This is a genomic window from Mycoplasma sp. 1654_15, from assembly GCF_012516495.1.
Classification (GTDB): domain Bacteria; phylum Bacillota_I; class Bacilli_A; order Mycoplasmatales; family Metamycoplasmataceae; genus Mesomycoplasma.
Genome location: NZ_CP051214.1, coordinates 885,201 through 899,458 on the forward strand (window position 1 = coordinate 885,201; position 14,258 = coordinate 899,458).

The 14,258-nt window shown below is 27.5% G+C and carries 11 protein-coding genes; 2 read left to right on the top strand and 9 right to left on the bottom strand.

What is annotated here, in order from left to right:
* Nucleotide 1: 1 nt before the first annotated feature.
* The 9 genes from HF996_RS03765 to thyA all read right to left on the bottom strand — a co-directional run bounded on the left by HF996_RS03765 (nt 2) and on the right by thyA (nt 12,524).
* A complete protein-coding gene (locus HF996_RS03765; RefSeq protein ID WP_168910697.1) occupies nt 2-2,371 on the bottom strand; it encodes an MSC_0620 family F1-like ATPase-associated subunit in 2,370 nt (789 codons plus the stop codon).
* Complete coding sequence (locus HF996_RS03770) at nt 2,364-2,828, bottom strand: MSC_0621 family F1-like ATPase epsilon subunit (RefSeq protein ID WP_168910698.1); 465 nt, start codon at nt 2,826-2,828, stop codon at nt 2,364-2,366. The genes HF996_RS03765 and HF996_RS03770 overlap by 8 nt, the downstream gene beginning before the upstream one ends.
* Nucleotides 2,818-3,738: an MSC_0622 family F1-like ATPase gamma subunit gene (locus HF996_RS03775; RefSeq protein ID WP_168910699.1), complete on the bottom strand. Its 921-nt coding sequence runs from the start codon at nt 3,736-3,738 to the stop codon at nt 2,818-2,820. The genes HF996_RS03770 and HF996_RS03775 overlap by 11 nt, the downstream gene beginning before the upstream one ends.
* Before the next feature lie 6 nt (nt 3,739-3,744).
* Nucleotides 3,745-4,335, bottom strand: a complete 591-nt coding sequence (locus HF996_RS03780) for a DUF2714 domain-containing protein (protein WP_168910700.1) — start codon at nt 4,333-4,335, stop codon at nt 3,745-3,747.
* Nucleotides 4,328-5,881: an MSC_0624 family F1-like ATPase-associated membrane protein gene (locus tag HF996_RS03785; protein ID WP_168910701.1), complete on the bottom strand. Its 1,554-nt coding sequence runs from the start codon at nt 5,879-5,881 to the stop codon at nt 4,328-4,330. Before HF996_RS03785 ends, HF996_RS03780 begins: the two co-directional genes overlap by 8 nt.
* Before the next feature lie 46 nt (nt 5,882-5,927).
* The gene (gene mip, locus HF996_RS03790; RefSeq protein ID WP_168910702.1) at nt 5,928-8,459 is read right to left on the bottom strand and encodes an Ig-specific serine endopeptidase MIP; all 2,532 of its coding nucleotides are present in this window, start codon (nt 8,457-8,459) and stop codon (nt 5,928-5,930) included.
* A gap of 20 nt (nt 8,460-8,479) precedes the next feature.
* Nucleotides 8,480-11,041 carry a putative immunoglobulin-blocking virulence protein gene (locus tag HF996_RS03795; RefSeq protein WP_168910703.1) on the bottom strand — a complete coding sequence of 854 codons (2,562 nt, stop codon included), beginning with the start codon at nt 11,039-11,041 and terminating at the stop codon, nt 8,480-8,482.
* Nucleotides 11,042-11,187: 146 nt separating this feature from the next.
* The gene (locus tag HF996_RS03800; RefSeq protein WP_168910704.1) at nt 11,188-11,664 is read right to left on the bottom strand and encodes a dihydrofolate reductase; all 477 of its coding nucleotides are present in this window, start codon (nt 11,662-11,664) and stop codon (nt 11,188-11,190) included.
* Entirely contained in the window at nt 11,664-12,524 is an 861-nt protein-coding gene (gene thyA / locus HF996_RS03805) for a thymidylate synthase (RefSeq protein WP_168910705.1), read from the bottom strand. The genes HF996_RS03800 and thyA overlap by 1 nt, the downstream gene beginning before the upstream one ends.
* A 213-nt stretch (nt 12,525-12,737) precedes the next feature.
* On the opposite strand from thyA, the gene nrdF reads away from it, so the two are divergent.
* Nucleotides 12,738-13,772, top strand: coding sequence for a class 1b ribonucleoside-diphosphate reductase subunit beta (gene nrdF, locus HF996_RS03810; protein ID WP_168910706.1), 1,035 nt, complete (start codon nt 12,738-12,740; stop codon nt 13,770-13,772).
* A 1-nt stretch (nt 13,773) separates the two neighbouring features.
* Nucleotides 13,774-14,235 carry a class Ib ribonucleoside-diphosphate reductase assembly flavoprotein NrdI gene (gene nrdI, locus HF996_RS03815; RefSeq protein ID WP_168910707.1) on the top strand — a complete coding sequence of 154 codons (462 nt, stop codon included), beginning with the start codon at nt 13,774-13,776 and terminating at the stop codon, nt 14,233-14,235.
* Nucleotides 14,236-14,258: the final 23 nt, after the last annotated feature.

Sequence of the window (14,258 nt, forward strand, 5' to 3'; positions counted from 1 at the left end):
TTTATATTAATCCTCCTGTGAATCCTAAAGCTATAAGTGCTATTGCTAAAATCAAGATTATAGTCGCAAATATAATGAGCATAGTCATTGATTTAGATATGGTTTTGTGTTTTAAAAACTTGTTGAAAAATCTGAAAAATGAAGCAAAACCAAGACTTATTAAACTTAAAAATGCCATTATGATCCCGCTTGTATACATTAATGGATTTTTTTCTTTTTCTTCATCTCGCATTATGGTTTTGTATTCTTCAATTTGTAAAGCAAAATTTTGAGTTGCTTGTTCTTCTGGACTTAATTGTTCTTGGTTTTGACCAGTTGTCTGATTTGTGGTTGGATTTGTTGTTTCTGTATTATTAGACTCGGAAGTTGTTTCATCTGCCTGTTGTGAAATAGGTTGTTCATTTGTGTTCTCAGTTGAATTATTTGGTTGGTTATCGGAAGGCGGAAGTGAGTCTTGATTTTCTTCATTTTTTAAGTATTTTGAAGCATTTGCATCATTAGTTGTTAATTTTTGTCAAAGACTAAACTCTTTGCTGATTATGCCTATTAAGTTTGTGAATTTTTCAAATCAATTTATATAATTAAATGTTTTTTGACTAGCTAATGCTTTAGCTAAAAACACATCTTTTTTTGTTTTATTATATAGTTTTTCAATTATCGAAACATCTTGGTTATAAAACTCGAATTTACTTTTTATTGAATCAAGAGCAAACTTATTTTGTGGATTTTGAAGTCTTTTTTGTATAGAAATTAAAGCATTGTCATAACCAAAAGTTGATTCTTCAATAGTTGCTGTAATTAATTGAAATAACGCTACTCTTACTTGATTTCTAATAGTGGCTTCTGAGTTTTTTAAAGTGCTAAGAATTTGAGTTATCAACAAACGAACTGGAGTATTAATATTTGGACTATCTAGTTCATCAACTTTGTCAGCGTATTCAGAAACAATTTGTGATTGATCATTTAAAAAATTTTCATTATAAACAACTTTAACTGCTGAAGATAATAGTGTGAAAATCGAAGTACTTAAATAAGAATTGTTGATTTTTTCAAACTCCATTTTTTCACCTATACCAAAAGCTACATAGAATTTTTTAAATAGTTCTTGAACGTCTTTTATATATTTTTCATAAATATATTGAAAGCCTTCAGTTTTATCGTCATTTGTAATATTGGATAGTTTATAACTTCTGGTAAATTCTGGCTTGACTAGGTCTGTAATTTTTACAGTAAATAAAGCACTTCCATTTAAATTTTCTTCTATTTTAGTTACAGTATATTGATATCTAGTGTTGATTGGATTGTTGAAAAAGAAGAATTCATCTGACTTTTCTTGTTCATTTTTGTTTGTATCTTTATTAAAAGCACTAATGATTTCTGACATTGTTCTGCCTATATATTTTCCTCTGACCTCAGGTTTTAAAGTTGGTACTTTGAGCATAAAATCAACAGGTTTAAAAGCTGGCGGAGCATCAACATCATCTATTGGTTTTGTATTATCATCAACAATAGGTGGCGGTGGAGTATCAGGAGCAGTTGGGTTTTGTGGTTGCTGATTTTCTTCTTCTATAGGTTTGTTTTGTTCTAAATCGAACTGAGTATATTTGTCTTTTAATTTTGACTCTAAATAATCATCTCAAGTATTAAATCCTGTTGGGGGTTTGATTGTAAATCCTGGTTCTTGTGCTATGCTTATTTGTTTTAAATCATCTTTTGTAAGTGGTGGAATGTCAGAATCTTCTTTAAAAAGAAAGTCTGAAAAGGAGTCTAGCATTTTTTTGGAATAATCAGAAATTATTTTGTCTAATTGTTCTTTTGTTACAAAATTGTCTTCATTTTCCTTCTTAATTTCTATTTTATCTTTATCTGAAATGAGTTTATTATATTGGGTATTGTCATCAGTTCCAAAAATAACATCATTATATTCTTTACCTTGAAAAGTTATTGTACCTGTATTATTTTTTCTATTTCTTGAAATTGCTTTTGGAAAAACTGCATTGATTCCAAATTGTTCTGGATTTTGAAGGATTTTATCTTGATTCGATTCTAGAAAATGAGTAATTTGTTGGAAATAGTTTAATTTTTTAATTCTATCTTCAAAAGAGATGGTTGAGTCTTCATTTAATTTGTTAATTTGTGAATTTATTTTGTCTATTGTGTTACTAATAGCTGCTTTTAACGCGTCTTTTATAGCTTTGTCTGTTGTATCTTTAAAAGTATCAAAATCTTTTGCGATTTCCTTAGGTTTTTCAGGTTCTTTAGGAGGTGGAGTTTGAGGATCAGGATCAGCACTTAAAATAGTTAAGAAAGGAATAAATGAAGTAACTGAAAGTCCAAGTAAAAATAAACTTTTTCTTTGTTTTTTACTCATTTTTTTCCTCCTTTAAACCTAGTAAGTCGGACATAGCTCAAATGTAAAATTCATCTTCTAAATGCTCTAGTCTTATAAATTCATTAATTTCAATTCCTACTTTTTGCATTGAATTTAAGTACAAAATTTCTTGTTTTAGACTCTGAATATGTTTTTTGTAATTATTTTTTTTGTGTGTTGTTTTAACAAAAATTCTTTTTTCATTAAGTGAATTTATGAAAATTTCTTTGTCTTTTACTAAAATATTGCAATTTTTTAGAAAAATGTATTTTGAATTGTCTGCTACTAAATCTCTTACTCAAATAAGAATTCTTTCATAAGAACCTATAGTTTTTGGATTGGGTTTAAATCACTCGTCAGAATCTTCTATATTTATAAAAATTTCTGCTTTTCTGGTTTCAAAAGTTTGGTTGTTTAAAAAATGAATTTCTAGACCAAAAATATTATTATTTGCCATACTGATCTCCTTTGTTGAACACAGTATGTTCTGAGTTGTTTTTTGTTAATAAAACTATTTCTTCTATTTCGTTTTCACGTTTAATTTTGATAATTTTTCTAGATACTTTTGATATAGTTTCATCTAAATCTTTAATGATTTTGTTTACTTTAACTAATCCGTTTTTAGCAGCATAAAATGAAGATTCGTTGATAAGAGCTTGTACACAATTTTGTAAATAAATTCCAATGGATGTTTGAATAAAAGAGTCAATATCTGGAATAATTGCAAACTCATCTAATTTGTTTAAATTTGTGCTTTTATCATAATTTAACAATTTATCAATGTCAAAATCTTCAATTGGTAAAATAGTAAAAGCATTGTCTTGGTTCTTATTAGAATTTATAACAAATCTTACTTTTTTATAGTTATCTTGCACATATAAAAGCTTTATAATTGAAGCTAAATTGGTTGAAAAACTTTTTTGATTTAGTTCAAAGTGTTTAATAACGTTTAGTTTATTTTTAACGCAAAATGAGTTTGCTTTTTCTCCAATAGTTATAAAGTCTAATTTAACATTTTTGTTTGTTTCTAAAATTAAATCTTCATATCTTGAATAACTATCAGTGGAATATTTTTGTTCTTCTTTTAAGTAAATTCATAACTCTTTATTAGCAAAGAATTTTTCTTCAATCTTATTTAAAAATTTATTTTTAGTTAAAAAACGTTTGGTTATAAATTCATTTTTAATATTAAATTTATTAGATAAATTTATTATTGCATATTTATTTAACAAAACATTTTCAACGTAAAAATTTAATTTTTGACTGAGTTTAATAATAGAAATCAACAAAATGTTTTTTTCACTATTTGCTTTTAAATGTATTTTTTTTAGATTGTCTCTTTTTTGTATAACTTTTTTTAAGTGCATAAATTACTACCTTTTTATAACTGAAATAAAATCTTTACTAAAAAGAGTTTTTAAAGATGAATTAGTCTCAGTTGATTTAAAAATTAATAGACCTGGAAATATTTCTAGTATTTTTTGAGTATTTAATAGTTTTACAATTTCTTGATTTAAATTAGTAAAAAATGTTTGTTCTGCTAAATCTTTTGATGATGCAAAATTTACGGCTATATTATTAGATGTTGTTTTAGAAGTTATTATCGGAATTAATAATGTCTGTGAGTATTTTGGGTCTAAATTAAATGAGATTACAAAGTCAGCAAATTCTAAATTATGCTTGTTTTTTAAAGCATTTTGATAGCTCTGTTCGTATTTTTTATACAACTCTGAGTTAAAACCTTGATTAGCTTTTAATAAAACATAAGAATATAACTGATCATAAGAAACAAAGTTGCTCTCTTGTCTTTTATTCTTGTAATTTTTATATAAATCTACTATTTCAACTTTTGTTTTATTATCGAAAATTAAATATTCTTCTAAGTTTTGTGTTTCAAGTTTTTCTTGATTTTTCTTCTTTTTAGAAGAAAAAGAAGAAAAAATATTTAACATTTTATTATTCATTTGTTGCTCCTTTATCTACTTTTTGATTCATAGAACGAATTTTAAACATTACTAAGACTATATCTGCTACTGAGTAAATGAGTAATAATAACAATGTAGCAATTTGAATTAATATAATAATTTGTAGCACAGATAACTGAGTAATAGGTGTAAAAGCAACGGTTGAAAAGTTATATGCACTCATAAGCAAAATTTCTCAACCTTGAAACACTAAAGCTAGTGCTGATAAGATTAAATAAGTAGAAATAAAAAACATTGAAATTAATTTCGGATTTTTATTTTTAAATAAAAACAGTGCAGTTGTTGTTAAACAAATTATTGAACTAATGAAGAAAATTATTCTAATGCTTAAAGCGTTTTTAATATAGATTGAAGCTATCAAAAATAAGAAGTTTACTATTAATTGGGCTACTATAAACATCATTAAGTTCATAGTGTTTCCTTGAATCTTGAGTCTTGAATAAAAGTTTAAAAACAAGTAAGAACCTAAAATAACTAGTAAAACAACAACAAAAGGTAAAAATAATTTAATACTAAAACTTGAAATGCTTAAGGAAGAAAAATTACCTAATCGAATTAAAAATATAAAATATCATAATAAGCAACTTGCAAGAATGGAAAATAATAATTGTGCTTGATTTTTGAAGTAAATTTTGTTGTATTCTTTAGAAAAAACAAAGAAAATTTTTATTAAATTAGAACCAAAAAATATTATTGAAATTAAGATAAGGGAAAAAATTATTATAAATACATTAGCCACATTATCTGTTTCAAATAAATTTTTTATGTAGGAATATCAAGGATTTTGAACAGCAATATATTCAGATACTTTAGTTAATTGACCATTGTCATCGTACTCATCTGGTGATACTTTAGTAATATTAAATATGAAGACTAAAAATAAAATTACAAAAATAAATTGAGAACAAATATTTATAATCAAAACACTTTTTTTATTAAATCTTAATGTTTCTGTTTTTTTCTTAAAATAAAACAAAAATAAGTGATATGCAGTGTTAGTAAGAACAATAAACAAAAGCAGTAGCGAGATATAAAATACTGAAGAAGAATTTATTATTGCTTGTCTGTTTGTTGGACTTTGTTCTCCAAAAACATCGTTATAAACTGGATTATAAAATATAAATAAGAAAAAACTAACTAAACTTATTAATGTATAAATACCGAAAAAAATCGTGTATTTTTTTATTAACTCTTTTTGAAAAAATATATTAAAAAAGTTCTTGACCAAAGGGTATATAATACAAAATGCTAGTATTAAAAACCTTCAAATATTAAGGAAATTTAAAGAAATATGAAGATCTGTTTGGTAATTCCAGACATATCTTAGACTATTATTATCAACACCAAAAAATGTTGTGGGAGTAAGGATTAATGAAGTAAAAATTAAAATAAACAATAATAATAAAGTGGAGTACTTTAAAATGATATTAAGTTTATTATCTTTATGTTGGACATTTTGATTGTCATCATAAATTTGTTTATTTTCTAATGTAGAATTTGCTTTCTGTTTTTTTATAAATATCATTTTGTCCTTCTTTTTTGTTTATTTTATTTTATATTAATTTGTTTATTTAATTAGAATTTGTGTTTTTAAATTTAAATTCTTCTGGTATTTGATTTACTCCATTTTTAAATAATGAGGTTTTGAAATTATCTCCATAAATTGTTTGTAATGCTTGTCTAAAGGAAGTTTTTTGGTTTTTGCCACCACCATAAATCAAATCATATTGTGGTAAGTTGTATTTACCATATAGACCTTTATAGTCAAATCCTTCTGACCTAAAAGCGACAGCTAATCCAGTTTTTGCTGTTTCATTAGAAGCAAAATAAACTCCAACTAACTCATTGTTTTGATTACGAATTGAAGAACCTGAAGCCCCACCTACAGGAGCATAATGTCTTGGAAGATATTCAAGTCCAAAAGCTATATAACGTTTTGTGTTAGCCACTGGTAATTCACCAAGTTCTTTTACTACTTTTTTACCGTTTTCTTCTACTTCTTGTGTAATTTTTTCAGTACGCATAGGATTGGACATAATTGTTGATTTATGAAGCTCTTTTCCTACTTTTGGTGTAGCAATAAAAGCATCGGTGAGTCCTGGCTTATCACCAAAACTTCTATAACCAATGTTTAAAGATAAATAATTTCCTTTATTTGCTTTTTGATTTATTGGACTATTTGGATTATTTTCATCATTATATAAAGCATTGTAAAATGAAGCATCTGAGTTCATTCAAAGAGAAAAACCTTGTTTATTTAATTTATAGTCATATTCATCTTGATATTTATCTAAAAAGTAATCACCAGTAGCTTGTGGATAACCAACAATAAATAATTGATCTGTATTAGGAGATTTGCTGGTGTCTAAATCTGCTAGTTGTGTATCTGCTCTAGAATAATCCTTTAAATAAGAAGTTTTTAAAAACTTAATGTGTTTTTCTGTTTTATTATAATAATCATTTGTAATTGCTTTAATGTAATCATCGCGAGAAGAATATTCTGAAGGAACAGTGAATTTACTAAAATCTACTTCCATAACAGCAAAATCTAAAAACTCTTCTGCATCCTTATATTTTTCGTTGTTTTTATCTACTTCAGAAAGATAATCTTTTGGTGAAGTGCTTAAATAATCTGTTGCTCTATAAACAATTCTAACTCCTGGAATACCATAATCTGAAGGCGAAATATAATCAGCTTTTTTATCAGGATGATCATTTTTAGCACCTGAAATTAATTTATCACGACTAAAATCTGCTGTAATGTAAGATTCATCTGTAGCACCTTTAGCTGTTCTTAATTTTGTTCTAATACCTACTGAAGGTTTAAGCACTGTTAAGGTAAATTGAGTAGCATCTTTTTTATATTCTTCAACTACGTGGTTATTGGTTCCAAAGTATCATTTAGTTGGTTGATGACCATCTTTTGGGATTTCATAATCTAGAATTCACATTGTTCCACGAGCAGTTTTTTGCATTCTATTTCCATCTGGTCCTTGACTAGCTAAAAACGCTTGTAGTTCATCAGGATTGATTTGATCTATTGTAGCTGGATGAGCAAATTTTACTGTGTAAGTTTGTAGTGCAGCATCTTTATATTTTTCGTTTGGAATATATCTTGCTAATCCATTGGTTTGATTTTCGTTTCTATTAATAACATCTCATCAAGCAGGACCTTTTGGAACTTCGGAAGGATCGTAGAGCTTGATTCCTTCAACTTCACCATCTTGTTTATAAACTGGCATAGAAAAACCTTTTTTAAGAGCGTCATTGTATGTATCTAAATGAAGCTCTTTTGCAACTTTGTTATATTTTTCTATATTTTGTTCAGTTCTATGCACGTCGCTTCTTCAAGAAGCTAAGTCAAAAGAATCTTTTCCTTGAAGATATGCTAGTTGTGATTCTAATGCTGTTAGATATTTTTTAGAATCAGTTTCAAATCTTTGGTAGTTATCTTCTTTAAAATATTTTATAAATTCTTCTCTAGTGCTTGGTGCAAATCTTTGTGCTCAATTTAAATTGATTTCACTACTTCTTGATTGTCTAAAACCAGAAATTTCAACATCTTTTTGTATACTAATAGTTGGATCATTTTTAGAAGAAATATCAAGAGTAAAAATTAATTTTCCTTGATTTAGTGAAGATTCATGGTTACCATCTACATATTTTTTGTTTTCAACTTTAATATTTATAAGCTCATTATCTTTTAAATTTGTTGTTTGGAAAATTATTTTATCTAATTCTTCACCAACAGAGTCTATAGATAAATTAGAAATATCAGAAAATCCATCTATGTTTTTTAAAACGATTGGTAGTTGTTCTAAAGTCTCTTTAGTTAGTTGTTTAGGTGTGTTGTCTGAATTATATAAAACTGAAGTTGTTTCATCAAGGATTGGTTTTTGTTCAGATTTGTCTGAATTACCACCTGGATTATTAGGTGTTTTATCGCCTGGGTTAGAAGGTTGAGTTTTTTTATCAACTGGTTTATTAGGTTTTTGTGAAGCTTCCTTTTCTCCACAAGCAATTAACAAAATTGGTGCGGTAAATAATGTTGAAATTAATAGATTTTTTAGTGAAAATAACCTTCATTTTCTTTGCTTTTTCATAACGTCCTCCTTATTTTTTGTTATTGGAAATTAATTCCTGAAATGTTGGATTCATCAACTTGGAAACCGTTGGATCTTAATGAATTTGCCAATGCTGTCTGGCTTTTATCTACTATTATTCTTTGATCTGTGAATAATTTAGTATCATCATTTTTTTGTCTTCCATTTTCAAGTAATATTCTTAAATTTTGAGCACCTCTAGCATTTAAAGTTATATTACCTGATGCTGTCACTTCAATTCTTTTAGTAGTATTTCCGTTTGAAAAAAATATTTTAGGTTTTGGTTGTGACATAGGATTTGTATCTAAAACATTAAATTGTGCGTTATTTAGTTCATCAACATCAATTGAAAATGTTTGTGAATCGTTATATAAACCTATTCTAGTTAACCTTCTTGGTTTAGAATTTGAAGCTTTTTGTGTATCAGAAAATTGCAATCCTCTAAGTGATTTCATTTTAGTTACCCTTGTTAAATCAAGACCAGTTGGATAAGAATTTTCTGATTCATTTTCATCTGGACGAAGACCTGGACCAAATCCTCCTTGGAAGACTTTTTCATTATTTCTTGTTCAATAAGCTATACGTAGTCCATCATTAATTCGTTTGTAATCACTTGGAGAATGACCACCTTTATAATCTGAATCATCGAAAGCTAAAGAGTTAAAAGTAACTCTAGTTGCTACTTTTGCACCTTTAGGATAATCAAAACTTACATTGTAATCATTTGAATTATATCAAGCTGTATTTTTTAAAGCTCAAGGATTTATTGCTCAATCATCAGAAAGCGAATTTCCTTCTGTATAAATAGAAAGTTCGTCAATTTTCTTGTTTTCTAAAGCTAATAAAGGTGAAGTGTTAGTGCTATCGAATAACAACTCAAGCTGTGGTAAATTCTCAGGCAAGATTTGTAAAATGTCTTTGAATTTTTGATTTGCATCATCTTTTCCTATGTGGAAAAATCTATAAGAAGTAATTTCTTTATTGTCGGCTTTTAATTCTTCAATTAATTTTTTAGTTTTTTCATAACCTTTTGGATTTGAAAAATCTATAGTAACCACAATTCCATGATCCCTTGCTGATTTTGCTTTGTTATCTGAGTTTTTAGTAAGTTCAGCGATATTAATTCCATCTGATTTTGAAACATTATATTTTTGAAATTCAGGAGAATCAGTAATATCTTTTTTGGTTCATCCTGGATAATTTCCTTCAAGAATACTTCCTCCAGGTCTTCATCAATAGCTATCATAACCAAAGGCACGACGTGTTTCGTTATCTTTTTGATACACAGAAGTTACTTGATTGAGTAAAGGACTTCAGGAATTAGATTTTAATGTTCCGTCTTTATCTATTGAAATATTGCTGTTGTCAGGATTAATAGTTAAACCTCTTGCTAAATACTCATCATTTTCTCTTGAATTTTTGTTAAATTTTGAATAATCTAAATAATAAATTAGTTTGATGTATTTTACATTTTTAGCATCGGTTTTTAATTGTTCTGCAGCTTTTTGTTTATCAGTTTGTTCTGCAAATTCTTTCAATCATTCATTCATTTGTATTTGGTTTTCAGGAGTGAATGTTTCTTTGCCATTACCATCAAATCCAATTCTTGGTGGTCTTCTTCTTTGTAGGGCTTCCATCTCTCTTTGTGCTTGTGCAATAGCTTGGTCTGCTTTAAAAAGATCATCTTCATATTTCTTCTTAATTCAAGGATAAAGTGTTTGACCTTCTTGTGTTAAAAACTCTCTGACTTTGTCTCCATTTTCAAATAATGCTTCAAATTTTCAAAATAAATTTTTATATTGATAAGCATTATTTGCACTATGTAATATTCCTGCAATAGTAGCATCATTTTTTATATCATTTTTATCAATGTTGAAGATTCCCTTTACAGAAGCGTTAAGTGCAGTTGTAGCATTTTTTAAGTTTTGTTCTCTTAATTCTGGAGTAACTTCAATACTTAAAACTTCATCCACAACTTGTGAATGATACGGAATTCTATTAGCTAAACCATTTTGTTGATCATATGCAGTGTATTGTCTGTTAGGTCTTTTTCGAACTCTAGCTGTAACATTATGTCCTTCTCATTTCAAGGTTACAACACCTACTTCATCGTTTTTAAAGTTTTGTTTAATAGATGGCACTGGCTTTTCTACAGGTGGTTCAGGGTCAGGAGTAGAAGGTGTTGGTTGTGGCTGTTCTTTTATAATTTCTTGTTGAATATCAGGTTTTTGTGGCTCTGGTTCAGGATCTAGAATTTTTGGTGGATCTTCTGGAGGATCAACTATTACTGGAGGTTCTGGTTTTTCCGGTTTTGGCTCTAATTTTTCAGGTTTTAAATTTTTATCATTCAAAGCATCAAAAGCTTTGTTAGTGTCTGCATTTTCTATAGTTTGTAAGGTTACATTGTTAGCATTTAATTGATCTAAAATTTTGAGATCCAAGTTAGAATCTGTACCTTTTGAAGTTGCATAATAAGCAATTCCAACAACTGAAGGAATACTCAATACTGTAGCAAAAGAAATAAGAATTTTCTTATTTTTAGATTTTCTTAAAAGTTGTGTAGTTTTTTTCAAAATTGACATTGTAACCTCCTTGAATTTGCCTTAATTTTACTCCTATTTCCTTTTTTTTTTTTTTTTTGGCAAGCTCTCTGCGAGGCATATTAAAAGACTACTTTAAAACAATTGTTTTAAAGCTTCGTTTATAAAGCAAAAAGAAGGAATTTTACTTATTTTTTCTTCTTGAAAGTCTTAACAATAAAACTTCCTTTATCTTCTTCAGAAACTAGGTCAAAAAGCTCTCATTTTATGTCTTTTAAATATCTGTTTCCTTCATATTTTCCTTTTACAAAAGAAACAATTAAGATATCTGATTCAGGGATTAATGCAGTATAAATCATCAATCCACCTGTGATATAAAGATCTTTTTCTGGATTACCTTGATATTCTTTAATTAAGTGAGAATAATCTTTAATTATGTGTACTTCAGGGTGATCTACTTGAAATGTAGGATCATCACTAATGACATACATTTTTCTTCTATCAAAGATTTTTGGTAAGGATAAAAATGTATTTTTTCCCATCAACAAGGTTTTATCTAATGTAGTTTGTCTAAAATGTGCAAATTCTTCTTTTATGTGTCAAGGCATTGAATTGTCTTTACCTATTAGACCATCTTCTGTCATTGCTCAAACTGAAATTATCATTATACTGCTACCTCTCCTTTAATAAATGGATCATGTTCATAATCTATGAGTTCTAAATCTTCAAATTTAATGTCAAAAAAAGGTTTATTTGCTATTTTTAATTTTGGTAATTTGTGTGGTGTTCTAGTAAGTTGTAGATTTACTTGATCAATGTGATTTACATAAATATGAGCATCACCTACTGTATGTACAAATTCTCCCACTTCTAGTCCACATTCTTGTGCAATCATAAAAACTAACAAGGAATATGAAGCAATATTAAAAGGAACACCTAAGAAAGCATCTGCGCTTCTTTGGTATAGTTGACAAGAAAGTTTATTATTGGCTACATAAAATTGAAATAAACTATGGCAAGGAGGAAGCAACATATTATCAATTTCAGTAGGATTTCAGGCTGAAACTATTAATCTTCTTGAATTTGGATTTGCTTTAATTTGATCAATAACTTTTTTTAGTTGATCGATGCCTAAAAAGTTTCTTCATTGTTTCCCATAAACAGGACCAAGTTCACCAAATTCCTTTGCAAATGAAGGATTTTCTTTAATTTTTGTTATAAATTCTTTTAGTGTCTCTCCTTGAAATTTACTACTTTTTTTGTAATTTTCATAAGGTCATTCATTTCAAATATTAACGTTATTATCTACTAGATACTTTATATTTGTATCTCCCTTTATAAACCAAAGTAACTCATGTGCTATTGAAGCAAAATTAGTTTTTTTTGTAGTAACTAAAGGGAAGCCTTCAGATAAATCAAACCTCATTTGATAACCAAATGTACTGATTGAATCAATAATTGTTCTATTCTTTTTTTCTATACCATTTTTTAGAATATGTCTTAAAAAATCTAAATACTGTTTCATCATTTCCTTTATTTTCTTGACTAATGTTTTAAGATTTATTATAAACAGAAAATAATGCAAAAAATAAATTTGAAAAAAAATTTTTTAATTCATTTTTATTTACATAATTTTTTTGATTTTTGGTAATATATAAAGACTAAACACATTAATAAGCTCATTAATAAACTGACACATTTTTGGTCAGTTTATGTTGACTAAAAAGGGGTAAAGACTATGAAAACTGCAGAAAAAAAACAAAAAAATTCATATTACAAAGATTCAGTTTCTCCTTTGGAATTTGCGCTTAACAAGTTCCAGGGCAAAATGAGGTCAGTAAACTGAAATGTCATCAATGATAATAAGGATCTTGAAGTGTGAAATAGAGCAGTTCAAAATTTTTGACTTCCTGAAAAAATTCCAGTTTCAAATGATTTAGAAACTTGAAGAACACTTTCTCCAACTTGAAAAAAAGTTATAACAAGAACTTTTACAGGTTTAACTCTTTTAGATACTATTCAAGCTACTATTGGAGATGTTGCTCAAATTCCTTACTCACAAACTGATCATGAACAAGTAATTTATGCTAATTTCGCTTTTATGGTTGGTGTTCACGCCAGATCATACGGGACTATTTTTTCTACACTTTGTACAAGTGAAGAAATTGAAGAAGCACATGAATGAGTAATTAATACTAAGAGTTTACAAGCAAGAGCGCAAGCTTTAATTCCTTACTATACTGGTAAAGATCCTTTAAAATCCAAGGTAGCTGCTGCGATGATGCCAGGATTTTTACTCTATGGTGGTTTTTACCTTCCTTTTTATCTTTCTGCTAGGTCTAAACTTCCTAATACTTCAGACATTATAAGATTAATTTTGAGAGATAAAGTTATTCACAATTATTATTCTGGTTACAAATATCAAAAGAAAGTGGAAAAACTATCTCCTGAAAAACAAGAAGAAATGAAGAAATTTGTTTTTGATTTACTTTATGAATTAATTGAATTAGAAAAAGTTTATTTAAATGAACTTTATTCTGAAGTTGGATTAGCAGATGAAGCTATAAAATTTAGTGTTTATAATGCAGGTAAGTTTTTACAGAATTTAGGTTATGATTCTCCTTTTGCAGAAGAAGAAACAAGAATAGAACCTGAAATTTTTAACCAACTTTCCGCAAGAGCTGATGAAAATCATGATTTCTTTTCAGGCAATGGTTCTTCTTATGTTATGGGTGTAAGCGAAGAAACTGAAGATGAGGATTGAGATTTTTAATATGCACAAAGATATAATTCAAATAGATGAAAAATTTATTAAAAAACCTGAAGGCGAGATTTTTTTAGTTTATTTTTCTTCTATTTCAAACAACACTCATAGATTTATACAAAAATTAGGTTTCGAAAATGCTAGAATTCCTGTAAATCCAGAAGAATCGCTAGAAGTAGATAGAGATTATGTTATCTTTTGTCCAACTTATAGTGGTGGCGGAAACGATTCAGCTGGAGCTGTTCCTAAACCAGTTATTAAGTTTTTAAACAAAGAATCCAATCGTAAATTTTGCAGAGGAGTGATCGCCTCTGGAAATACAAATTTTGGAGACACATTTGCTATTGCTGGAACAATATTATCCAAAAAATTACAAGTACCTTTACTATACCAATTTGAATTAATAGGTACACAAGCAGATGTAATAAATGTACAAAACATAATAAAAAAATTTTGAAACAAAAATTCCTAAATTTTTCCATTTTAGTGAAGAAA